Origin of the sequence: Yersinia bercovieri ATCC 43970 (genome assembly GCF_013282745.1) — a bacterium.
Classification (GTDB): Bacteria; Pseudomonadota; Gammaproteobacteria; order Enterobacterales; family Enterobacteriaceae; genus Yersinia; species Yersinia bercovieri.
The window spans coordinates 3,991,718-4,013,917 of the sequence record NZ_CP054044.1 but is presented as its reverse complement, the minus strand read 5'-3'; the positions used below and the strand labels follow the sequence as shown (position 1 = coordinate 4,013,917).

Sequence of the window (22,200 nt, the reverse complement as noted above, 5' to 3'; positions counted from 1 at the left end):
TAGACAAGAGGTTTTGCCTACCGAAAGGAGAGAGAAATGACGGTGACAGCCCCGGTGATAACCGTTGATGGACCAAGTGGTGCAGGAAAAGGTACGCTTTGCAAAGCATTGGCTGAATCGTTGGGCTGGCGTTTGCTAGATTCTGGTGCGATCTACCGAGTTTTGGCTTTGGCGGCACTGCATCATCAGGTTGATATCAGCACCGAAGAGGCATTGGTACCACTTGCCGCACATCTCGATGTTCGTTTTGTCTCACAGAATGGGCAGTTAAAAGTGATTTTAGAAGGTGAGGATGTCAGTAATGAGATCCGCACCGAAACTGTGGGTAACACCGCATCCCAAGCTGCTGCTTTTCCACGTGTTCGTGAGGCATTATTGCGCCGACAACGGGCATTTCGTGAAGCGCCAGGCCTGATTGCCGATGGCCGAGATATGGGTACTGTGGTCTTTCCTGATGCGCCGGTAAAAATATTTCTTGATGCAAGTTCGCAAGAACGTGCGCACCGACGTATGCTACAGTTGCAGGAAAAGGGGTTTAATGTTAACTTTGAACGTCTTTTAGCCGAGATACAGGAGCGAGACTCTCGCGATCGTAATCGGTCTATTGCACCTTTAGTCCCTGCGGCGGATGCGTTGGTACTGGATTCAACCAGTATGTCAATCGAGCAGGTGATCGAACAGGCGCTGGCTTATGCCCAACGAATTCTAGCATTGCCGTTAAAAAAATGACGTCAATGCGGTCAGTTCTGAGCTCTCAACGATTTATTTTTTAATTAAAATTATTTTTGATGAGCACTTTAACCTTACTGCAAGGATATGTGGCGAGGCATGTGAAACAACCCCATCCGGCGGGATGCTAGATGGACGTTAACCTTAAGAATCCTGAAGATTATAAACATGACAGAATCTTTTGCTCAACTCTTTGAAGAATCCCTGAAAACAATTGAAACACGTCCGGGCTCTATCGTCCGTGGTGTTGTTGTTTCTATCGATAAAGATATCGTACTGGTTGACGCCGGTCTGAAATCTGAGTCAGCAATTCCAGCAGAACAGTTCAAGAACGCGCAAGGCGAACTGGAAATTCAAGTCGGCGACGAAGTTGACGTTGCACTGGACGCTGTTGAAGACGGCTTCGGTGAAACTCTGCTGTCCCGTGAGAAAGCTAAGCGTCACGAAGCATGGCTGATGCTGGAAAAGGCTTACGAAGAAGCTGCAACCGTTACTGGTGTGATCAACGGCAAAGTGAAGGGCGGCTTTACAGTCGAACTGAACGGTATCCGTGCGTTCCTGCCTGGTTCACTGGTTGATGTGCGTCCAGTTCGCGATACTCTGCATCTGGAAGGCAAAGAGCTTGAGTTCAAAGTCATCAAGCTGGATCAGAAACGCAACAACGTCGTTGTTTCTCGTCGTGCAGTTATCGAATCTGAGAACAGCGCTGAGCGCGATCAATTGCTGGAAAACCTGCAAGAAGGCATGGAAGTCAAAGGTATCGTTAAGAACCTGACTGACTACGGCGCATTCGTTGATCTGGGTGGCGTTGATGGCTTGCTGCACATTACTGACATGGCTTGGAAACGTGTTAAACACCCAAGCGAAATTGTCAATGTGGGCGACGAAATCACTGTTAAAGTTCTGAAATTCGACCGCGAACGTACTCGTGTATCCCTTGGCTTGAAACAGCTGGGCGAAGATCCATGGGTTGCTATCGCTAAACGTTACCCAGAAAGCACTAAGCTGACTGGCCGTGTAACTAACCTGACTGATTACGGCTGCTTCGTAGAGATCGAAGAGGGCGTTGAAGGTCTGGTACACGTTTCAGAAATGGATTGGACCAACAAAAACATTCACCCGTCTAAAGTTGTTAACGTTGGCGACGTAGTGGAAGTTATGGTTCTGGACATCGATGAAGAGCGTCGTCGTATTTCTCTGGGCCTGAAACAGTGCAAATCTAACCCATGGCAGCTGTTTGCAGAAACCCACAACAAAAACGACCGCGTTGAAGGTAAAATCAAGTCTATCACTGACTTCGGTATCTTCATCGGCCTGGACGGCGGCATCGACGGCCTGGTTCACCTGTCTGACATCTCCTGGAACGTTGCAGGCGAAGAAGCAGTTCGTGAATACAAGAAAGGCGACGAAATCGCAGCTGTTGTTCTGCAAGTTGACGCAGAACGCGAGCGTATCTCCCTGGGCGTAAAACAACTAGCAGAAGACCCGTTCAATAACTACCTGTCTGTTAACAAGAAAGGTGCTATTGTTACTGGTAAAGTAACTGCAGTTGACGCTAAAGGTGCTACAGTTGAATTGGCTGGCGGCGTAGAAGGTTATCTGCGTGCTTCCGAAGCAACTCGCGACCGCGTTGAAGATGCAACGCTGGTTCTGAACGTAGGTGATGAAGTTGAAGCCAAATATACTGGCGTTGACCGCAAAAACCGCGTAATCAGCCTGTCTGTTCGTGCTAAAGACGAAGCTGATGAGAAAGATGCTATTGCTACAGTTAACAACAAGCCAGAAGAAGGCAACTTCTCTAGCGCAATGGCAGAAGCGTTCAAAGCTGCAAAAGGCGAGTAATAACGGGGGGCGGTTTCTCCGCCCCTATACGGTAGTTTAGCTGCAAAGCTTGGAGGTAATATGACCAAGTCTGAACTTATTGAAAGACTTGCTGGCCAGCAATCTCATGTACCGGCTAAGGCCGTTGAGGATGCAGTGAAAGAGATGCTTGAACATATGGCTGGAACACTAGCTGAAGGTGAGCGCATTGAGATCCGAGGATTTGGCAGTTTTTCTCTTCACTACCGTGCTCCGCGTGTTGGCCGTAATCCAAAGACTGGCGCTAAAGTTGAGTTGGAAGGTAAGTACGTTCCACACTTTAAGCCAGGTAAAGAATTGCGTGATCGCGCTAATATCTACGGTTAAGTTGTTTACGACTTACCGCGTTATTATGTGTGCCCAAAGAACGTGGGGTTGTCGCTAACAAGCTGCAACTTCATGTTTTAAGGTATACACGCTGATAAGAAACGGTGCCTCTCGCGGCACCGTTTTTCTTTTTTATCCCTCAATGCTGTTGTCCGTCATATCCGGCCTTCTCGATAAATAAATCACTTCTTTTTTAGATACATCCCGCATTTCCTCCACTGTTTTTGCAACAGGGTAAAAGAGTTAGCGAACTGGCTCTGAACTCCTGCATTTTGTACTGGCAGCATGGTTCATCAACATAGAAAATCCACTTATTCCCTGTGAAATGAACGGATGGCATGAGGCTATCTGGTAGGCGACAATGGACGGTTTATTATTACTTTATCAATCGATCAGGCGGCAGCGGCTGTAGTTGTCGGGTTATTACCCCTTATCTTTCTACCTCAGTTGCCCGGAGCCAATATTATTGGCGCGGTGTTGATGTTAGGCGTGCTACTCGGGTTAATCCGCAATAGCTATTGCCAATTTTTGGCATTAGTCATGATCAGTTTTATATGGGGGAGTTGGCACGGAAATAGGGTGCTGGCACAAATTGGAGCATTAACTCAGGGCGAGCAGCAAATAGTCGCAACAATAAATAGTTCGCGTCTTGCATGGGGCGAAGATAAAAAAGTCCTATTGGGCATTCAACAAGTTAATGGACAACGAGTCTTTCCCCCTATCGCGGTCGTCGTACATGGGGTAAATGCGCTTGAGCATCATTGTGCTGGACAACAATGGTCGTTGAGCTTGCGAATGCGGGCTGTTCACAGCTTATTAAATGAAGGTGGCTTTGACAGCCAACGATGGGCGATGGCAAACCGCCATCCATTGCAAGGACGTATCATTAAAGCTGAGTTACTTGATGGGCGTTGCAGTCTGCGCCAGCAGGTCATCAGCGTCATTGAACAGCAACTAGCGCCCTATGATCAGCGGCAGATATTACTGGCGCTGGCTTTTGGTGAAAGGAAGCAGTTGGATAGACCACAATGGGCGCTGTTGCGTGATACAGGGACAGCACACCTGATGGCGATTTCAGGGCTGCACATTGCTTTGGCGGCTCTATTCGGAGGAGTACTGGCACGGGCAGTACAACTCTTATTACCCGCCAGATGGGTTGGGCCACTGTTTCCGCTGATAATTGGTTGGCTGGCGGCAATGATATATGTTTGGCTGGCAGGGGCAAATCCTCCAGCAGTCAGGGCTGCCATAGCATTAACTCTGTGGCTGTTGCTCCGGCTATTTGGTATTTCGTGCAGCACATGGCAAGTATGGTTATGGGGGCTGGCGCTAATTTTACTGAGCGAACCACTCGCTATACTCTCAGACAGTTTGTGGCTCTCCTGTCTGGCGGTATTCAGCTTACTATGTTGGTATCACTGGGTGCCCATTTCCGCTCGCTTTCGGGTGGGGTGGGCTGGGGTGGTTATCCGGTGTTTCCATTTGCAATTCGGCATGATGCTGTTGTTGATGCCACTGCAAATTAGTTTGTTTCATGGTGTCAGCTTATTTTCGATACCAGCAAATTTATGGTCAGTACCACTTATTTCTTTGCTTACTGTACCTTGCGTGTTGCTGGCACTGGCATTCACGCTGCTTCCAACCACGGCTGGCGTATTTTGGTTTATGGCCGATATGTCACTTACCGTGGTTCTCTTACCGCTCAATCAACTGAAAGCGGGGTGGTTGCATACCGGGGCCACATCAGTTGCACTTGGCTATGGTGGCTGGTTAGCCATACTCATCTGGCGTTTTCAATGGTGGCGAAGCTATCCCATTGGGATCATGGTGTTATGTGTCAATTTGGTACTATTCAGTCATAGGCGCGATGAATATCACTGGCGCGTTGATATGCTGGATATTGGGCATGGTCTGGCAATGGTTATTGAGCGTGAGGGGAAAGCGATTATCTTTGACACGGGTAATCGCTGGAGTACGGGCAGCATGGCTGCTGTAGTGGTTCTTCCTTATTTGCGATGGCGCGGCATTACTGTTGAGCAGATTATTCTAAGTCATGACCATCAGGATCATACCGGGGGGCTTGCTGAGATTCAGGCCATTTTTCCACAGGTGAGTGTTCGTGCACCATTTCCCGTCGCCGGTATTGTAAATAGTTTGCCATGTAAACAAGGGGTTACTTGGCAGTGGCAAGGTTTAGATTTTGAGGTTTTGTGGCCTAAAACAGAGGTGATTAATGCCCAAAATGATGATTCATGTGTTATTCGCATTGATGATGGTAAACACAGCTTGTTATTGACCGGTGATCTTGAGACTCAGGGAGAACGGCACTTGATCAAACATTTCCGCACTAAATTAGCTGCAACAGTGCTGCAAGTCCCTCACCACGGCAGTAATACCTCTTCGACAGCGCCTTTTCTGCGGGCAGTAAAACCCGAATTGGCATTTGCTTCTGCCGCGCGCTATAACCAATGGCAGCTACCAACGAAAAAAGTGATTAAGCGCTATCAAAAAAATAACATTATTTGGCGAGAAACATCAGTATCCGGCCAGATAAGTGTTTATTTTTACAGTGATAATTGGCAAGTTAAAAGTTATCGCGAACAATTAATGCCACGTTGGTATCACCAGCGGTTTGGTGTTGGAGGCCATAATGAGTAGAATAGGCCGCTATTTCTTCTGGTGCTGGTATTTGCATGATGAATGATAAAGATCTATCCACTTGGCAGACATTTCGTCGCCTCTGGCCAACGATCACTCCTTATAAGACCGGACTTGTTGTTGCGGCGATAGCATTAATCCTAAATGCCGCCAGTGATACCTTTATGTTGTCGTTGCTGAAACCATTGCTAGACGATGGGTTCGGTCATGCGGATAGCTCAATTTTAAAATGGATGCCATTGGCTGTCATCGGTTTGATGGTTGTTCGTGGGGTAACCGGTTTTATTTCTAGCTACTGTATCTCATGGGTATCGGGCAAAGTGGTGATGCATATTCGCCGCCGATTGTTCAGCCACATGATGGGGATGCCGGTCTCCTTTTTTGACCAGCAATCGACCGGTACACTGTTATCGCGTATTACCTATGACTCCGAGCAGGTAGCGGCATCATCTTCCAGTGCATTGGTGACAGTGGTGCGGGAAGGGGCTTCTATCATCGGTTTGTTCATCATGATGTTTTATTATAGCTGGCAGTTGTCAGTAATTTTAATCGTCATTGCGCCGATTGTTTCAATCTCTATCCGATTGGTTTCTAAGCGTTTTCGTAATATCAGTAAAAATATGCAAAGTACCATGGGTGAAGTGACCACTAGTGCTGAGCAAATGCTGAAAGGGCACAAAGAGGTGTTGATCTTTGGTGGCCAGAAAGTTGAAACCGAACGTTTCGATACCGTCAGTAACCGTATGCGCCAGCAGGGAATGAAACTGGTTTCTGCCTCTTCCATTTCTGATCCGATTATTCAGCTAATTGCCTCTTTTGCCTTGGCATTCGTGCTCTATGCAGCAAGTTTCCCTAGCGTGATGGAAACCCTGACCGCCGGTACTATCACTGTCGTATTCTCTGCAATGATTGCTCTGATGCGTCCATTGAAATCACTTACCAATGTGAATGCACAGTTCCAGCGTGGTATGGCTGCTTGCCAAACGCTATTCACCATTTTGGATATGGAGCAGGAAAAAGACGAGGGTAAACTGGAAGTTGAACGTGCTAAAGGCGAAATCGAATTCCAGCATGTGACCTTCTGCTATCCAGGCAAAGATACCCCAGCACTGAATGATATCAATATGCACATTGAAGCGGGCAAAACCGTGGCATTGGTAGGGCGTTCAGGCTCAGGTAAGTCGACCATCGCCAATTTGCTAACCCGTTTTTATGATGTTAGTGACGGTAGTATTTTGTTGGATGGACACGATCTGCGTGATTACCGACTCGGGGCTTTACGCAACCAAGTTGCGTTAGTCTCGCAAAACGTTCATCTATTCAATGACACAGTAGCGAACAATATTGCTTACGCCCGTGATGATCAGTACAGTCGCGCTGAAATCGAAGAAGCTGCTCGTATGGCGTATGCCATGGACTTTATTAATAAAATGGAGCATGGCCTGGACACTGTTATTGGTGAAAACGGCGTAATGCTTTCCGGGGGCCAGCGTCAGCGAATTGCCATTGCCCGAGCCTTACTACGCGACTGCCCAATCTTGATTCTGGATGAAGCCACTTCGGCGCTGGATACTGAGTCTGAGCGGGCAATTCAGGCCGCCTTGGACGAGCTACAGAAAAATCGCACCTCACTGATTATTGCTCATCGCCTATCAACGATTGAAAAAGCGGATGAAATATTGGTTATTGAAGATGGGCGCATCGTAGAGCGTGGTGTACATGCAGAATTGTTGGCGAAGCAAGGTGCTTATGCCCAACTTAACCGTATGCAGTTCGGCCAATGATTGAGCGTATCTGGTCAGGAGACTCCTGGCTCTATTTGCTGCTGTTACCGCTCTCTTGGTTATACGGCGCAATCAGCTGGATTATCCGGGCCAGTTACCGCTTGGGACTGCGAACCTCCTGGCGCTCGCCAGTTCCGGTTATCATTGTGGGTAACCTGACTGCGGGGGGCAATGGCAAGACGCCTGTCGTCATCTGGCTGGTGGAGCAGTTACAACTGCGGGGCTACCGTGTTGGGGTAGTCTCTCGTGGTTATGGTGGCAAGTCCGCCGTGTATCCGTTAGTGCTGACTAATGAAAGCACCACGGCGCAGGCTGGTGATGAACCGGTGTTGATTTATCAACGCACTGGTGCGCCAGTGGCGGTTGCGCCAAAACGTGCTGAAGCAATCCAGGCGCTACTGCAATCCCATACACTGGACTTTATCATCACCGATGATGGTTTACAGCACTATGCACTACAGCGCGATGTTGAACTGGTAGTCATTGATGGTGTGCGCCGTTTTGGCAACGGCTGGTGGTTACCCGCAGGCCCGATGCGCGAGCGGGCAGGGCGATTGCACTCCGTGGATGCGGTTATCACTAATGGTGGTGTCGCCGCAGCGGGAGAGATCCCAATGCAATTGGTCGCTCGGGAGGCGGTCAATCTGGTGACAGGGGAGCGTCAACCGGCACGGCAGTTACAGCATGTCACTGCTATGGCCGGTATTGGTCATCCTCCGCGTTTTTTTGCCACATTGAGTCTGCTAGGGATTGAGCCTGAAAATGAGTATGCTTTTGCCGACCATCAGGATTATTCATTGGCGCAACTTAGCCCACTGACCACTGGCCCACAAATTTTACTGATGACCGAAAAAGATGCCGTCAAATGCCGGACTTTCGCTCAGCCTAATTGGTGGTACTTGCCAGTAGATGCCCTGTTGCCAGCCGATCAGGCTGAATCATTGTTGCTGAAAATAGAGGCATTATCGCAACATGCAAAATAGCCCAAGGTAATAGCCCAAGGTTATATATTCAACTGCGTGAGCTTCAGGGCTGTTGCACATGCCCTAAGTGAGCGCTGCTGAGTCTCTTCGTACAGTTGTAATTCATTCATCACCGCTATACCCAAATCACGCTGAAAATTTTGTTGGCTGGAGTGTTCGGCAAAATGACTCTGCCCTTTATCCCCTAAGTTCGACTGAAAAATACCGGCAGCACTGACTGGCAGAAAGTCCTCATAGACCAAAGGTTCATATTGGATGATCTCGGCGTCAATTAGCTGATTTAGCGTCAGCGATTGTATTGATTCAGTCGATACGCTACGGCTTTTCTCTGTGGGGAAATAGCGGAAGAAGGCGAGCTTCTCGGCACGCATCGCCTGATAATTATCAGGAAACTGACTAAATTGCTCGCTAAGAATCGCCATGTACTGCGCGGCATTTTTTTCATTCGCGGGAACCTGCAATTGATCCTGTGCGGCTTGAAGCAAACGGTCATATAGACTGCGGCCCTTGGCTGTCAAGGCGGCCCCGCGTTGCTCTATCTCGCCAAACCGGGCGGTGTGATGCCCTGGAATGAGTTGCCCATCGGTGGAGACAAACGCGATTTTCTCCTCCAGCGCTTTAAAACTGGTTTGCCGTAGCAGTATTGGGCAGTTGCGTGGCGGAGGGCCTTCAATCACCGCTTTGGGGGTAATATTATGCTGAGGCATCGCCAATTGTACGGCGTCAATATCCAAGGTTCGTGGGGTCAGGTGGTTAATATGTGGCCCTTTGAAAGCCACCACATCGGCAATCAGCCGATGCTGGTCATGCAGTTGCTGATAGACTTCAGCACTAACCGTTGCTTGATTATGCCAGCGGAATGTCTCGAGTGACTGAGTGATAAAATCATCGGCCTCGCCACTGGTCAGCCCGCCTGCGGTTTCAGACTGAATAATCAGCTCGATAGCTCGCGAGGTAAAAATTGACCTTTTTGCCAAAATATCGGCAGCTTGTTGCCGCAACTCAGGTTGCTCAATCAACTCCAACCGCAGTAATGACGTAAAAATTCTGAACGGACAGGTTTGTAGCGAAGCTTCATGTACCGCACGGAAGGCTGTCGAGTGCACCGGCACACCCGCAGGAGCCAGATCATAATAGCCGACAGCTTGCATGCCCATCACAGCAAAAAGGCGGCGTAGCATCGCAAGTTCAGTAGCAGTTCCTACGCGAATAGCGCCGTGCCGCTCCATGCTAAGCCGCTCAATCTCTCCTGTTTGGTGCAACTGACGTGCCAGTGCAGGCTGCTGATTTATCGTCTGTTTATTGGTATCGGCAACCAGCTGTAATAAGGTGCCGTAAAGTGGGACTTCGGCCTGATACATATCCGACATGGCGCGGGAGAATCTGGCGCGGATCTCATCGGGATGGATAAATGACGGGTGGCTCATAATCAGGTCGCTCCTTCTTGCCTATCGGGGCCGTCATCGCCAGATAATGGTGTCTGCGGCGCTCGTATGTTCAGTTTTTATTTTAGATTGATATCGATAAATTAGCTGGTAAGCAGCGGAGAATATTGGTTTTTTATGCGTAGCATCTCATTCATGCTGTGATTTAATGCATACCCCCAGATAAAATTGTTGCATAGTGTATTATATTGTGAGTTAATGGCGGTTGGCCTGTGATACAGACCTATTTATGTGTAAACCTGTACGAGAGTAAAGCAGAGCAGTTCCTCCCAAGACGTTATCTTGCGATACCGCTTCAAAGGCGAATCTTCTAGTATCTCCGATAGTAACTCCCATAAGTAATGTTTATAAACAGCCCCACTACTATTTATTCCCACTAGCGAGTTTCCAATAGCGCTAAGTGCCTTATGGCAGATAAAGCTGCGTGGGTGGTAGTTACAGATGGTGGTAGTTACAGATATTGTTGCTCTGTCATTCAGAACAGTAATGTTTGGACTATTTTGGAAAATAATCATGCCTCTGTGCTAATTATTTATCCGGATAGCAAAATTTTAAGACCCGTACTTATGCGGGTTTTTTCATACAATCAAGCTCATAGAGGTTTAATCAGAAAACTTTAGGATGGGCAACTGCATCTAAACAATAAATAAAAATGAGTTGTTAGGATGCCCAGTAAAAGGAAATTTATTATGACGTTAAAAATGGGTCGCGTGAAATGGTTCAATCAGTCTGAAGGTTACGGCTTCATTTCACCACACGATGGTGGTTTGGATGTGTATGTGAGTAAGACAGCCATTGCCAACACCAAAAACAGATCACTGAGTGAAGGGCAGGACGTGGAATTCTCTACTTATCGTAGTATTCATGGACCGTCAGCAGCAGATGTGATCGCTTTCTAAGCAAACGGCTACCCAAGGGTAGCCGTTAGTTTTTTTGCCTCTATTCAACCAACACACTGATTGCCGGGCGATTTTGCAGGTGCTTCTATTTGTATTTTTGCAGCTTAGTTGCTGAAGTTAGCAAACAGCGCAATGATTTTATGGAATACTTTCATTTCTTTCTCGATAGATACAATTGTGTGATTTAGGTCACAAATTTTACTCCTCGCCATTCAACATATCAATAACAAAACCAACATTTATCACCCCTGGCTAGGGCGTGTGTTTACTTATCTTGATGCTAATTAACATAACTGTTTGTTATTAATCGTTGATATGCATGACGGTGCCGGCGCAGTTAACCTGCATCCGCAGATATGGTATCCTCGACCACTTTCCTGCTGGCTAAACTCCACTCTGGGGGATGTATGGATCATCGTTTACTCGAAATCGTTGCCTGTCCGGTCTGCAACGGCAAGTTGTACTTCAATAAAGAGAATCTTGAACTGGTATGTAAGGCTGACAATCTGGCCTACCCGGTGCGCGATGGCATTCCGGTATTGTTGGAGAACGAAGCCCGCCCACTGTCAATTGATGAGAAGCACGCATGAGTTTCATTGCTATAATTCCCGCCCGTTATGCTTCAACCCGTCTGCCCGGTAAGCCGTTGGCTGATATTGCTGGCAAACCGATGGTCGTCCATGTGATGGAGCGCGCGCTGGCATCCGGTGCTTCTCGGGTGATTGTGGCAACCGATCATCCGGAAGTGGTTAAAGCCGTTGAAGCCGTGGGGGGAGAGGTGTGTCTGACCCGCACAGATCATCAATCAGGTACCGAGCGATTAGCGGAAGTCATTGAGCGTTATGGCTTTGCGGATGATGACATTATCGTCAATGTGCAGGGCGATGAACCCCTGATACCACCGGTCATTATTCGCCAGGTAGCTGATAACCTGGCAGCATGTAGTGCTGGTATGGCAACACTGGCAGTGCCCATTGAAAGCAGCGAAGAAGCATTTAACCCTAATGCCGTCAAAGTGGTGATGGATGCTCAAGGTTATGCGCTCTATTTCTCCCGTGCCGCTATTCCGTGGGAAAGAGAGCGTTTTGCGCAATCAAAAGAGAGCATCGGCGACTGCTTCTTGCGCCATATTGGTATCTACGCCTATCGTGCCGGTTTTATCCGCCGTTATGTTAACTGGGCACCGAGTAAACTCGAGCAAATCGAACTGTTAGAGCAACTGCGTGTGCTGTGGTATGGCGAGAAAATCCACGTGGCGGTCGCCAAAGCCGTACCTGCGGTAGGGGTTGATACCCAAGAAGATTTAGATAGAGTTCGGGCGATTATGCTCAACCAGTAACAGCCGCTAAAGCGCTTAAGCCAGACTCAATGGGGTCTGGCTTTTTTGTGCACAGAAAACCCCCAGCTAGGCTGGGGGTTCCGTAAAGCTTTCAGCTTTGAGTCAGTTATAAAAACCCCTTTTGATTTGTTAAAACAGTTTGCGGTCTGGCAACTGCAAACGTTCAACAAGAAATCAAAAGGGGGTCCCTATGAGGGACGAAAAGAGCTTAGCGCACACGCGATGGAACTGTAAATATCACATAGTATTTGCGCCGAAGTACCGAAGACAGGTGTTCTACGGGGAAAAGCGCAAAGCGATTGGCAGTATTTTAAGAAAGCTGTGCGAATGGAAGAACGTGAATATTCTGGAAGCGGAATGTTGTGTGGATCACATCCATATGCTTCTGGAAATCCCACCCAAGATGAGTGTGTCGGGCTTTATGGGATACCTAAAGGGAAAGAGTAGCCTGATGCTTTATGAGCAGTTTGGCGATTTGAAGTTCAAATATCGTAACCGGGAGTTTTGGTGTCGAGGGTATTACGTTGATACGGTGGGTAAAAATACAGCCAGGATACAAGAATACATAAAACACCAACTGGAAGAGGATAAAATGGGTGAGCAGTTGTCGATCCCCTATCCGGGTAGCCCGTTTACGGGCCGTAAGTAACGAATTGTGATGCAAATGTCAGATCGCGATGCGCCTGTTAGGGCGCGGCAGGTAAGAGAGCCTTATAGGCGCATATGAAAAACCTCCGGCTATGCCGGAGGATATTTATTAATGGGGGCTACCCTGCATTGCGCTATTTTATGTTTATTGTGGATATTATTTGATCTGCATTCTGGAAATCTCCTGCCCACCATCCCATTATGAATCATCAATTTTGGCAGATAATTGGATAGAGCCTTATGGAACAGCTGAAAGCTGAATTGAGTGTCGTGCTTGGGGAGTCAGTTACCCGCCTTGAACGCATCAGCGAGCAGCCCTATGCCCATCTGTATGCAATCTATAATCAGCAGGGGCAGGCTATCCCATTATTGGCGAAAAGCTATGTTTGTCAGGGGATTGCCCAGCAAGAGGCCTATAAGTTGTCCATGCTGGCGCGGGAGGGGGACATCCGCTTGCCGACGGTGTACGGCTTAGTTATGACCCATCAATCGCCCTATAAAGAAATTCTGCTGATGGAACGTCTACGTGGCGTTTCGGTAGAAGCACCGACGCGGACCGGCGACCGCTGGAGTGCCTTGATGGATCAAATCGTTGAAGGTGTGTTGGCGTGGCATCGGATTGATAGCCATGGCTGTGTCGGCAATGTAGATAGCACGCAGGAAAATGATTGGTTTAGTTGGTATCAGCAGCGAGTTGAAGTGCTGTGGGCCAGTTTGTCGAATATGAACTCGCCGCTAATGACGTTAGAGGACCGCGCGATACTTTATCGTGCCAGAGCCTCACTGAAGTCACTTTTTGCCGATTTTGACGACAGCTCGGTACTGGTTCACGGCAATCTTACGCTGCGCAGTATGCTCAAAGATGCGCGTAGTGACCAGTTGTTGGCGATGCTCAACCCAGGCCCGATGTTGTGGGCGCCACGTGAATATGACTTATTCCGCCTTAGCGAAGAGGGTATGCCGAGCCAACTTCTCTACCGCTACCTCAGTAAAGCCCCCGTCTCTGAATCCTTCGTTGCCCGCCGTTGGCTCTATACGCTTTGGGAACTCGTCTCGCGCTTTATTCATACTGGCAGTTTAGATCGCGCTTTATTTGATAACGCAGCGCGACAACTTTTACCTTGGCTAAATTAGCGATCTTGGGCGCTGCTGCTATTTTCATCACTCTTATGGCCACTTAATTTTTGCCACATTAGCCCCATTGTCTCATACCAGGCGCGCTCGCTATGACCCAAATAGGCTGCCGCTGGAATAGTGCGTTCCCAGCTATGCAGTGGCGTGGTAATGGCCAACTGATTAGCCGGAGCGGGGATAGGGTGCAATCCAATGGCGGTAAAGAACTTAATTGCACGTGGTAGATGGCTCGCTGAGGTCACCAGTAAAAACGGTTTATCCCCCACCAAAGTCGCCACCGCCGCCGCCTCTTCGACAGTATCTTTCGGTTGTTCTAACGTCACAATATCTGCCGCTGGGACACCTAAACTTTCTGCCACCTGTGCTGCGGTCTTCGCGCTGCTCTGATTGTTGGGGGTACTGGCGCCAGTAAACACCATTTTTGCATTAGGATGGGCGCGATAAAGCCTGACTCCCTCAGTGACTCTTGGCAAACTATTTGCGAATAAATTGGCACTGGGTGGCCAATTCGGATTAAACGTGTAGCCGCCACCAAGGACAACAATGTAATCTACCGGGTCGTTTCCCTGATAAGTGGCGTACTGTTTTTCCAGTGGTAATAGCAGGCGATCCGCGACAGGTTGTAGGCTAATAAGCAATAATAGCAGCCAACTCAATGTAAAAAGTGTTTTGCCACTTTTCTGCCAGCGAGTAAACCACAATAAGATTAATGCCAGTCCCATAACCAGAAGTAGAAAAGGCAGTGGCATTAATAAGCCGCCAACAAATTTTTTTAAGGTGAAAAGCATAAAAATAGGGACCTTTTGACTGAAAAAACGGCATTTGATGAGGATTACCGGTCAAGAAGATTTATTCTAAGTCAGGCTGTGCCAAAATAGCAGGTTCGACGGCACTCTTTTTACTGTAACTATCGATTTACTCGTCTCTATCAACGGCGATAAATCAATAGTTATAGATATACCCAAAGTCATTGGCGGAGCAGTTGTTCATGCAGGATCGTAATTTCGATGATATTGCCGAAAAGTTCTCCCGCAATATCTACGGTACGACGAAGGGAATGATTCGTCAGGCGGTGGTTTGGCAAGATATTACCGAGCTGTTAGTGCAGTTACCGCAACGGCCGTTACGGATTTTAGATGCCGGAGGCGGCGAAGGGCATATGGCATGTCAACTGGCGGCATTAGGCCACCAGGTTCTATTATGTGACCTCTCTGCTGAGATGATCCAGCGTGCTAAAGCCGCGGCTCAGGAAAAAGGTGTGAGCCACAACATGCAATTTGTACAAAGTGCGGCTCAAGATATCACCCGACATTTAGAACAGCCGGTTGATCTGATATTGTTCCATGCGGTTTTAGAATGGATTGCAGAGCCACAAGAAGTTCTGCAAATACTTTTTAATGCGCTAAAGCCCGGAGGTGCGCTCTCATTGATGTTTTTCAATGCCAATGGGCTGGTAATGCGCAATGCAGTATTAGGTAATTTTCAGTTGGCGATACCGGGTTTAAAAAGGCGTCGACAGCGCTCGCTGTCACCGCAATACCCTTTAGATCCGCCGACGGTATATGGTTGGCTTGAGCAAATGGGTCTATCCATTAGCGGCAAGACGGGAGTCCGGGTGTTTCACGATTACATGAAAAATAAACAGCAACAAGTCGATGAGTTTGCTGAATTATTGGCGTTAGAACAGCGCTATTGCCGGCAGGAGCCGTTTATCAGCCTGGGGCGCTACGTGCATGTCTCGGCGTTTAAGCCGAATCTGAAGGACCCATTATGAGTGAATTTTCCCAGACAGTACCCGAACTGGTCGCCTGGGCGCGAAAAAATGATTTTTCGATTACTCTGCCAACGGAGCGTCTGGCCTTTCTTATGGCGATTGCCACCTTAAACGGTGAGCGGCTGGACGGTGAAATGAGTGAAGGGGAGTTGATCGATGCATTTCGTCACGTCAGCAAAGGTTTTGAACAGACCTCCGAAACCGTGGCGGTGCGGGCCAATAACGCCATCAATGATATGGTGCGCCAGCGGTTACTAAACCGATTTACCAGTGAAATGGCTGACGGCAATGCTATTTACCGTCTGACCCCATTGGGCATTGGTATCACCGATTATTATATTCGTCAGCGCGAATTCTCTACTCTGCGCCTGTCAATGCAGCTGTCTATCGTGGCGCAAGAGCTACAGCGGGCGGCAGAAGCGGCAGAAGAGGGCGGTGATGAATTTCACTGGCACCGCAATGTCTTTGCGCCGCTAAAATATTCAGTGGCTGAAATTTTCGACAGCATTGATATGACGCAGCGCCTGATGGATGAGCAGCAGCATAGCGTGAAGGAAGATATCGCCGCGCTGTTGAATCAGGATTGGCGTGCGGCAATTGCCAGTTGCGAAATGTTGCTGTCAGAAACCTCAGGTACACTACGTGAGTTGCAAGATACGCTGGAAGCGGCAGGTGATAAGCTTCAGGCAAATTTATTGCGTATTCAGGAAGCGACCATCGGCAATGCCGGGTTGGATTTGGTCGATAAGCTAGTCTTTGATCTGCAAAGTAAACTTGACCGTATTATCAGTTGGGGTCAACAGGCGATTGACCTGTGGATCGGTTATGACCGCCACGTGCACAAGTTTATTCGTACTGCAATTGATATGGATAAAAACCGAGTATTCGCCCAACGACTGCGCCAATCGGTACAGAACTATTTTGATAGTCCTTGGACCCTCACCTACGCCAATGCGGATCGCTTGCTGGATATGCGCGATGAAGAGCTGACGTTGCGTAGCGAAGAGGTCACAGGGGAGCTGCCGCCGGATCTGGAGTTTGAAGAGTTCAATGAGATCCGTGAGCAGTTAGCCGCCATGATTGAGCAGGCGTTGCTGGTGTATCAGCAGCAAAAAATGCCGCTCAATTTGGGGGAAGTGATGCGCGACTACCTCGCGCAATATCCGCGTGCTCGTCATTTCGACGTGGCTCGTATCCTGGTCGACCAGGCAGTTCGCCTTGGTGTGGCCGAAGCCGATTTCTCAGGGTTACCTGCCGAATGGCTGGCAATCAATGATTACGGAGCCAAGGTGCAGGCACATGTCATCAACAAATATTGAAGTAGTAATGTCGGTTAAACTGGCTCAGGCATTAGCCAACTCACTGTTTCCCGCGCTGGATAGCCAGTTACGTGCGGGTCGCCATATTGGCATTGATGAGCTGGATAACCATGCTTTTCTGATGGATTTTCAGGAGCAATTGGAAGAGTTCTATACCCGCTATAATGTGGAGTTAATCCGCGCACCAGAAGGTTTCTTCTATCTGCGTCCTCGCTCTACCACCCTTATCCCGCGCTCGGTGCTATCTGAGCTGGATATGATGGTGGGTAAGATCCTGTGTTATCTCTATCTCAGCCCAGAACGTCTGGCCCATGAGGGGATCTTTGCGCAGCAAGAGTTGTACGAAGAGCTATTGAGTCTGGCCGATGAGAGCAAATTGCTGAAGTTTGTTAACCAGCGCTCGACCGGTTCGGATTTGGATAAGCAGAAATTGCAGGAAAAAGTACGAACGTCCCTTAACCGGCTGCGTCGGCTGGGCATGATCTACTTTATGGGCAATGACAGCAGCAAGTTTCGTATCACTGAGGCGGTGTTCCGCTTTGGTGCTGATGTGCGCAGCGGCGATGACCCACGTGAAGCCCAGTTACGCATGATCCGTGATGGCGAGGCCATGGCGGTGGAAAACAGTCTGTCACTCCATGATGAAAGCGATGAAACTGATATCACCATGGGCAATACAACGGACAGTGCAGAGGATGAACAGGAATGATTGAACGCGGTAAATTTCGCTCACTGACCTTGGTTAACTGGAACGGTTTCTTTGCCCGAACATTCGATCTTGATGAATTAGTCACCACGTTATCTGGCGGTAATGGGGCCGGTAAATCGACCGCCATGGCCGCTTTTGTCACCGCATTGATTCCTGACCTGACGTTACTGCACTTTCGTAACACCACCGAAGCCGGTGCCACCAGTGGTTCCCGCGATAAAGGCTTACACGGTAAGTTGCGCGCCGGGGTCTGTTATTCAACTCTGGACGTCGTCAACTCTCGTCATCAGCGGATAGTGGTTGGTGTGCGCTTACAACAAGTCGCAGGGCGTGACCGTAAAGTTGATATCAAGCCTTTCACCATTCAGGGGCTGCCGACCGCTATCCAGCCAACGCAGATCCTTACCGAAGTGGTGGGCGAGCGTCAGGCGCGCGTGCTCTCATTACCAGAGCTAAAAGAGCGCGTCGAAGAGATGGAAGGGGTGCAGTTTAAGCAGTTTAACTCGATCACTGATTACCACTCCCTGATGTTTGATTTGGGGGTGATTCCGAAGCGCTTGCGCTCTTCTGCTGATCGCAGCAAATTCTATCGCTTGATTGAAGCCTCCTTGTACGGCGGTATCTCCAGCGCCATCACCCGCTCACTGCGCGATTACTTATTGCCAGAAAACAGCGGCGTGCGGAAAGCCTTCCAAGACATGGAAGCTGCGCTGCGTGAGAATCGCATGACGCTGGAAGCTATTCGCGTGACTCAGTCTGACCGCGACCTGTTTAAGCATCTGATCTCAGAGGCAACCTCCTACGTTGCCGCTGACTATATGCGCCATGCTAATGAGCGGCGTATTCACCTCGATGGTGCGCTGGTCTTGCGCCGTGACCTGCTTGCCAGCCGCAAGCAACTGATAACTGAGCAGTATCGCCATGTGGAGATGTCCCGTGAGCTAGCTGAGCAAAGTGGTGCAGAATCGGATCTCGAGACTGACTATCAGGCGGCCAGTGACCATCTGAGTTTGGTGCAAACCGCGATGCGCCAGCAGGAAAAAATCGAGCGTTATCAAGGCGATTTGGAAGAGCTGACCTACCGGTTGGAAGAGCAAAGTGAGGTCGTCGGCGAGGCTGGTGAGCAGCAGGCCGATAACGAAGCCCGCGCCGAAGCCGCCGAGCTGGAAGTGGATGAGCTGAAAAGTCAGTTGGCCGATTACCAGCAAGCGCTGGACGTCCAGCAGACCCGCGCCATCCAATACCAGCAGGCGCTGCAAGCACTGGAACGCGCGCGCGCGCTGTGCCAATTGCCTGAATTAACAGCCGATAATGCCGAAGAGTGGCTAGAGACCTTCCAGGCCAAAGAGCAGGAAGCGACCGAATCCTTATTGCAGCTTGAGCAAAAACTGAGCGTTGCCGATGCCGCTCACAGCCAATTTGAGCAGGCGTATCAACTGGTGGTGAACATTGCCGGTCAGGTCAGCCGCAGTGAAGCTTGGCAAACCGCCCGTGAACTACTCCGTGACTGGCCATCTCAGCAACATTTGGCTGAGCGGGTGCAACCATTGCGTATGCGCTTGTCCGAACTGGAGCAGCGCTTACGCGCCCAGCAGGACGCCGAGCGCTTGTTGCAGGAGTTTTGCAAACGTCAAGGGCAGGTTTATCAGCCAGAAGAGCTGGAAGAGTTGCAGCGCGAGCTGGAGTCGCAGGTTGAAGAGCTATCCCTGAGTGTCAGCGATGCCGGTGAACGGCGCATGGAGATGCGTCAGGAGCTGGAGCAACTGAAGCTAAAAATTCAGGAGTTGACCGCGCGCGCCCCGGTTTGGCTGGCAGCACAAGATGCCCTGAGCCAACTTAGCGAGCAGAGCGGCGAGGCACTGGAAGATAGCCGTCAAGTCACGGAACACATGCAACAGTTACTGGAGCGTGAGCGTGAAACCACGGTTGAGCGTGATGAAGTGGCGGCGACTAAACGCGCCATTGATGCGCAAATCGAGCGGTTGAGCCAGCCGAGTGGCGCTGAAGATGCGCGAATGATTGCGCTGGCCGAGCGTTTTGGTGGTGTGCTGTTATCCGAGATTTATGACGACGTCACTCTCGACGACGCCCCTTACTTCTCCGCGCTTTATGGCCCATCACGCCACGGTATCGTGGTGCCGGATTTGTCATTGGTGCGCGATCAACTGGTCGGTTTGGAAGATTGCCCGGAAGATCTCTATCTCATCGAAGGGGATCCGCAGTCATTTGATGACAGCGTATTTGCCGTCGAAGAGCATGACAAAGCGGTAGTGGTGAAAATCGCCGATCGCCAGTGGCGCTACTCTCGTTACCCAGAAGTGCCGCTGTTTGGTCGCGCTGCCCGTGAAAACCGCTTGGAAGCGCTGTATCAAGAGCGCGACAGTTTGGCTGAACGCTACGCCACCTTGTCATTTGATGTGCAAAAAACACAGCGTCTACATCAAGCATTCAGTCGCTTTATTGGCTCCCATCTGGCGGTGGCGTTTGATGCAGATCCAGAAGCTGAAATTCGTTTGCTGAATACCCGTCGCGGTGAAATAGAACGCGCACTGAATGCACATGAAGATCAAAACCAGCAGCAGCGCCAGCAGTTTGCACAAGCCAAAGAGGGAATTTCGGCCCTTAACAGATTGATTCCACTGGTTTCACTGCTACTGGATGATACCTTAACCGATAGAGTCGAAGAGATAACCGAAGAGTTGGCAGAAGCACAGGAAGCGGCCCGTCATATCCAAAAACATGGCGCGGCTCTAACCAAACTTGAACCGCTGTTGGCGGTGTTGCAAAGTGACCCGCAGCAGCACGAACAGTTGCAGGAAAACTATGCTTTGGCCCAGAACAGCCAGCGCCAGGCGAAACAGCAAGCTTTCGCCCTGACCGAGGTGGTTCAGCGCCGTACGCACTTTAGCTATACCGACTCTGCGGGCATGTTGACGGAAAACTCAGATCTTAACGATAAGCTGCGTCAGCGCTTAGAGCAGGCCGAAGCGGAACGCAGCCGTGCTCGTGAGCAGTTACGCCAATATCAGGCGCAGTTTACCCAGTACAACCAAGTTTTGGCTTCACTAAAAAGTTCTTACGACGCCAAGCGTGAGATGCTGAAGGAGCTGAGTCAGGAGCTGGTGGATATTGGTGTTCAGGCCGATGCCGATGCAGAAGCTCGCGCCCGCACCCGCCGAGATGAGTTGCATGCCGCACTGAGCACTAACCGCTCGCGACGTAATCAGTTGGAAAAACAGATCACCTTCTGTGAAGCCGAGATGGACAGCTTGCAGAAGAAACTGCGCAAGCTGGAGCGCGATTATTATCAGATTCGCGAGCAAGTGGTCAATGCCAAAGCGGGTTGGTGTGCGGTGATGCGGATGGTGAAAGATAATGGCGTTGAGCGCCGCTTGCATCGCCGTGAACTCGCCTATATGGATGGTGACGAGCTGCGGTCAATGTCGGATAAGGCGCTGGGGGCATTGCGTCTGGCGGTTGCCGATAACGAACATCTGCGTGACGTGCTGCGTTTGTCAGAAGATCCGAAGCGGCCTGAACGTAAAATCCAGTTCTATATCGCGGTGTATCAACATCTGCGTGAGCGCATTCGTCAGGATATTATTCGTACTGATGATCCCGTCGAAGCCATTGAGCAAATGGAGATTGAGCTGGGCCGCTTGACGGAAGAGTTGACGGCGCGTGAGCAGAAATTAGCCATCAGTTCCAAAAGTGTGGCAAATATCATCCGTAAAACCATTCAGCGCGAACAGAACCGTATTCGTATGCTGAACCAGGGTTTACAAGCGGTCTCATTTGGTCAGGTGAAGAGTGTGCGGCTGAATGTTAATGTGCGTGAAGCTCACTCTACCTTGCTCGATGTCCTATCCGAGCAGCAAGAGCAGCATCAGGATCTGTTCAACAGCAACCGTCTGACCTTCTCGGAAGCGCTGGCAAAACTGTATCAGCGCCTGAATCCACAAATGGATATGGGGCAGCGCTTGCCGCAAACCATTGGTGAAGAGCTGCTAGATTACCGTAACTATCTGGAGCTGGAGGTCGAGGTTTACCGTGGTGCGGATGGCTGGTTACGTGCAGAGAGTGGTGCATTATCGACCGGTGAAGCTATCGGGACCGGTATGTCTATTCTGGTGATGGTGGTGCAGAGCTGGGAAGAGGAGTCACGCCGTTTACGTGGTAAAGATATTTCTCCTTGCCGTTTGCTGTTCCTTGATGAAGCGGCGCGTCTGGATGCGAAATCTATCGCGACATTATTTGAACTGTGTGAGCGATTGGAAATGCAATTAATTATTGCAGCACCAGAAAATATCAGTCCAGAGAAAGGGACAACCTATAAATTGGTACGAAAAGTCTTCCAAAATCATGAGCATGTACATGTGGTTGGCTTAAGAGGCTTTGCGAATGAAATACCGACACTGCCGGTTGAACAACTGCATGGTGGTTAATAGTTGTTCAAATAAAAAGCAGCAATAATTAATCCTACTAAATAGCCGCGTAAAAACGGCTATTTTTATTTCTGCCACATCTTGCGGGTTATATTTTATAAGTGCAGAAAATCTGTTAGCGTAAAGTAATGGTTAAAAATATAGCGT

Annotated in this window: 17 protein-coding genes; 15 read left to right on the top strand and 2 right to left on the bottom strand. The window is 49.4% G+C overall.

The window, feature by feature from the left end; translation table 11 throughout:
- The first annotated feature begins 36 nt into the window (after positions 1-36).
- The 6 genes from cmk to lpxK all read left to right on the top strand — a co-directional run bounded on the left by cmk (position 37) and on the right by lpxK (position 8,341).
- Entirely contained in the window at positions 37-729 is a 693-nt protein-coding gene (gene cmk / locus HRK25_RS18170; protein WP_005275113.1) for a (d)CMP kinase, read from the top strand.
- 168 nt (positions 730-897) lie between these two features.
- Positions 898-2,571, top strand: coding sequence for a 30S ribosomal protein S1 (rpsA, locus tag HRK25_RS18165; RefSeq protein ID WP_004391091.1), 1,674 nt, complete (start codon positions 898-900; stop codon positions 2,569-2,571).
- A 60-nt stretch (positions 2,572-2,631) separates the two neighbouring features.
- The gene (ihfB, locus tag HRK25_RS18160) at positions 2,632-2,916 is read left to right on the top strand and encodes an integration host factor subunit beta (RefSeq protein ID WP_005184672.1); all 285 of its coding nucleotides are present in this window, start codon (positions 2,632-2,634) and stop codon (positions 2,914-2,916) included.
- Between the two features lie 372 nt (positions 2,917-3,288).
- On the top strand, positions 3,289-5,574 hold the full coding sequence (locus HRK25_RS18155) for a ComEC family protein (RefSeq protein WP_032898066.1): 2,286 nt from the start codon (positions 3,289-3,291) through the stop codon (positions 5,572-5,574).
- 35 nt (positions 5,575-5,609) lie between these two features.
- Complete coding sequence (msbA, locus tag HRK25_RS18150; protein WP_005275123.1) at positions 5,610-7,358, top strand: lipid A ABC transporter ATP-binding protein/permease MsbA; 1,749 nt, start codon at positions 5,610-5,612, stop codon at positions 7,356-7,358.
- On the top strand, positions 7,355-8,341 hold the full coding sequence (gene lpxK, locus HRK25_RS18145) for a tetraacyldisaccharide 4'-kinase (protein ID WP_032898067.1): 987 nt from the start codon (positions 7,355-7,357) through the stop codon (positions 8,339-8,341). The genes msbA and lpxK overlap by 4 nt, the downstream gene beginning before the upstream one ends.
- 20 nt (positions 8,342-8,361) lie before the next feature.
- Here lpxK and hglS read toward each other — a convergent pair whose 3' ends face one another.
- Positions 8,362-9,768 carry a 2-oxoadipate dioxygenase/decarboxylase HglS gene (gene hglS / locus HRK25_RS18140; RefSeq protein ID WP_005275138.1) on the bottom strand — a complete coding sequence of 469 codons (1,407 nt, stop codon included), beginning with the start codon at positions 9,766-9,768 and terminating at the stop codon, positions 8,362-8,364.
- 707 nt (positions 9,769-10,475) lie between these two features.
- Here hglS and HRK25_RS18135 point away from each other — a divergent pair.
- The 5 genes from HRK25_RS18135 to HRK25_RS18115 all read left to right on the top strand — a co-directional run bounded on the left by HRK25_RS18135 (position 10,476) and on the right by HRK25_RS18115 (position 13,806).
- Positions 10,476-10,685, top strand: a complete 210-nt coding sequence (locus HRK25_RS18135; protein ID WP_032898068.1) for a cold-shock protein — start codon at positions 10,476-10,478, stop codon at positions 10,683-10,685.
- A 407-nt stretch (positions 10,686-11,092) separates the two neighbouring features.
- Complete coding sequence (locus tag HRK25_RS18130; protein ID WP_004700032.1) at positions 11,093-11,275, top strand: Trm112 family protein; 183 nt, start codon at positions 11,093-11,095, stop codon at positions 11,273-11,275.
- Positions 11,272-12,024 carry a 3-deoxy-manno-octulosonate cytidylyltransferase gene (kdsB, locus tag HRK25_RS18125; protein WP_032898069.1) on the top strand — a complete coding sequence of 251 codons (753 nt, stop codon included), beginning with the start codon at positions 11,272-11,274 and terminating at the stop codon, positions 12,022-12,024. Before HRK25_RS18130 ends, kdsB begins: the two co-directional genes overlap by 4 nt.
- 190 nt (positions 12,025-12,214) lie before the next feature.
- Positions 12,215-12,673, top strand: a complete 459-nt coding sequence (gene tnpA, locus HRK25_RS18120) for an IS200/IS605-like element IS1541B family transposase (protein ID WP_032899290.1) — start codon at positions 12,215-12,217, stop codon at positions 12,671-12,673.
- A 239-nt stretch (positions 12,674-12,912) separates the two neighbouring features.
- Complete coding sequence (locus HRK25_RS18115) at positions 12,913-13,806, top strand: YcbJ family phosphotransferase (RefSeq protein WP_049601410.1); 894 nt, start codon at positions 12,913-12,915, stop codon at positions 13,804-13,806.
- On the opposite strand, the gene elyC is transcribed toward HRK25_RS18115, so the two are convergent.
- Positions 13,803-14,594 carry an envelope biogenesis factor ElyC gene (gene elyC / locus HRK25_RS18110; RefSeq protein WP_005278317.1) on the bottom strand — a complete coding sequence of 264 codons (792 nt, stop codon included), beginning with the start codon at positions 14,592-14,594 and terminating at the stop codon, positions 13,803-13,805. The two genes, HRK25_RS18115 and elyC, sit on opposite strands and share 4 nt — an antisense overlap.
- Before the next feature lie 200 nt (positions 14,595-14,794).
- On the opposite strand from elyC, the gene cmoM reads away from it, so the two are divergent.
- From cmoM to mukB, 4 genes are read left to right on the top strand one after another with little or no spacing between them, the layout of a single operon-like run.
- A complete protein-coding gene (cmoM, locus tag HRK25_RS18105) occupies positions 14,795-15,580 on the top strand; it encodes a tRNA uridine 5-oxyacetic acid(34) methyltransferase CmoM (protein WP_032898712.1) in 786 nt (261 codons plus the stop codon).
- Positions 15,577-16,899, top strand: coding sequence for a chromosome partition protein MukF (mukF, locus tag HRK25_RS18100; RefSeq protein WP_032898713.1), 1,323 nt, complete (start codon positions 15,577-15,579; stop codon positions 16,897-16,899). The genes cmoM and mukF overlap by 4 nt, the downstream gene beginning before the upstream one ends.
- Positions 16,880-17,608 carry a chromosome partition protein MukE gene (gene mukE / locus HRK25_RS18095; RefSeq protein WP_032898716.1) on the top strand — a complete coding sequence of 243 codons (729 nt, stop codon included), beginning with the start codon at positions 16,880-16,882 and terminating at the stop codon, positions 17,606-17,608. Before mukF ends, mukE begins: the two co-directional genes overlap by 20 nt.
- Entirely contained in the window at positions 17,605-22,053 is a 4,449-nt protein-coding gene (gene mukB / locus HRK25_RS18090) for a chromosome partition protein MukB (protein WP_032898717.1), read from the top strand. Before mukE ends, mukB begins: the two co-directional genes overlap by 4 nt.
- Positions 22,054-22,200 lie beyond the last annotated feature (147 nt).

Excerpts from the sequence above, each read along its gene's own strand:
- cmk (WP_005275113.1), top strand. The coding sequence starts at position 37 with ATGACGGTGACAGCCCCGGTGATAACCGTTGATGGACCAAGTGGTGCA.
- rpsA (WP_004391091.1), top strand. The coding sequence starts at position 898 with ATGACAGAATCTTTTGCTCAACTCTTTGAAGAATCCCTGAAAACAATT.
- ihfB (WP_005184672.1), top strand. The coding sequence starts at position 2,632 with ATGACCAAGTCTGAACTTATTGAAAGACTTGCTGGCCAGCAATCTCAT.
- msbA (WP_005275123.1), top strand. The coding sequence starts at position 5,610 with ATGATGAATGATAAAGATCTATCCACTTGGCAGACATTTCGTCGCCTC.
- lpxK (WP_032898067.1), top strand. The coding sequence starts at position 7,355 with ATGATTGAGCGTATCTGGTCAGGAGACTCCTGGCTCTATTTGCTGCTG.
- hglS (WP_005275138.1), bottom strand. The coding sequence starts at position 9,768 with ATGAGCCACCCGTCATTTATCCATCCCGATGAGATCCGCGCCAGATTC.
- HRK25_RS18135 (WP_032898068.1), top strand. The coding sequence starts at position 10,476 with ATGACGTTAAAAATGGGTCGCGTGAAATGGTTCAATCAGTCTGAAGGT.
- HRK25_RS18130 (WP_004700032.1), top strand. The coding sequence starts at position 11,093 with ATGGATCATCGTTTACTCGAAATCGTTGCCTGTCCGGTCTGCAACGGC.
- kdsB (WP_032898069.1), top strand. The coding sequence starts at position 11,272 with ATGAGTTTCATTGCTATAATTCCCGCCCGTTATGCTTCAACCCGTCTG.
- tnpA (WP_032899290.1), top strand. The coding sequence starts at position 12,215 with ATGAGGGACGAAAAGAGCTTAGCGCACACGCGATGGAACTGTAAATAT.
- HRK25_RS18115 (WP_049601410.1), top strand. The coding sequence starts at position 12,913 with ATGGAACAGCTGAAAGCTGAATTGAGTGTCGTGCTTGGGGAGTCAGTT.
- elyC (WP_005278317.1), bottom strand. The coding sequence starts at position 14,594 with ATGCTTTTCACCTTAAAAAAATTTGTTGGCGGCTTATTAATGCCACTG.
- cmoM (WP_032898712.1), top strand. The coding sequence starts at position 14,795 with ATGCAGGATCGTAATTTCGATGATATTGCCGAAAAGTTCTCCCGCAAT.
- mukF (WP_032898713.1), top strand. The coding sequence starts at position 15,577 with ATGAGTGAATTTTCCCAGACAGTACCCGAACTGGTCGCCTGGGCGCGA.
- mukE (WP_032898716.1), top strand. The coding sequence starts at position 16,880 with ATGTCATCAACAAATATTGAAGTAGTAATGTCGGTTAAACTGGCTCAG.
- mukB (WP_032898717.1), top strand. The coding sequence starts at position 17,605 with ATGATTGAACGCGGTAAATTTCGCTCACTGACCTTGGTTAACTGGAAC.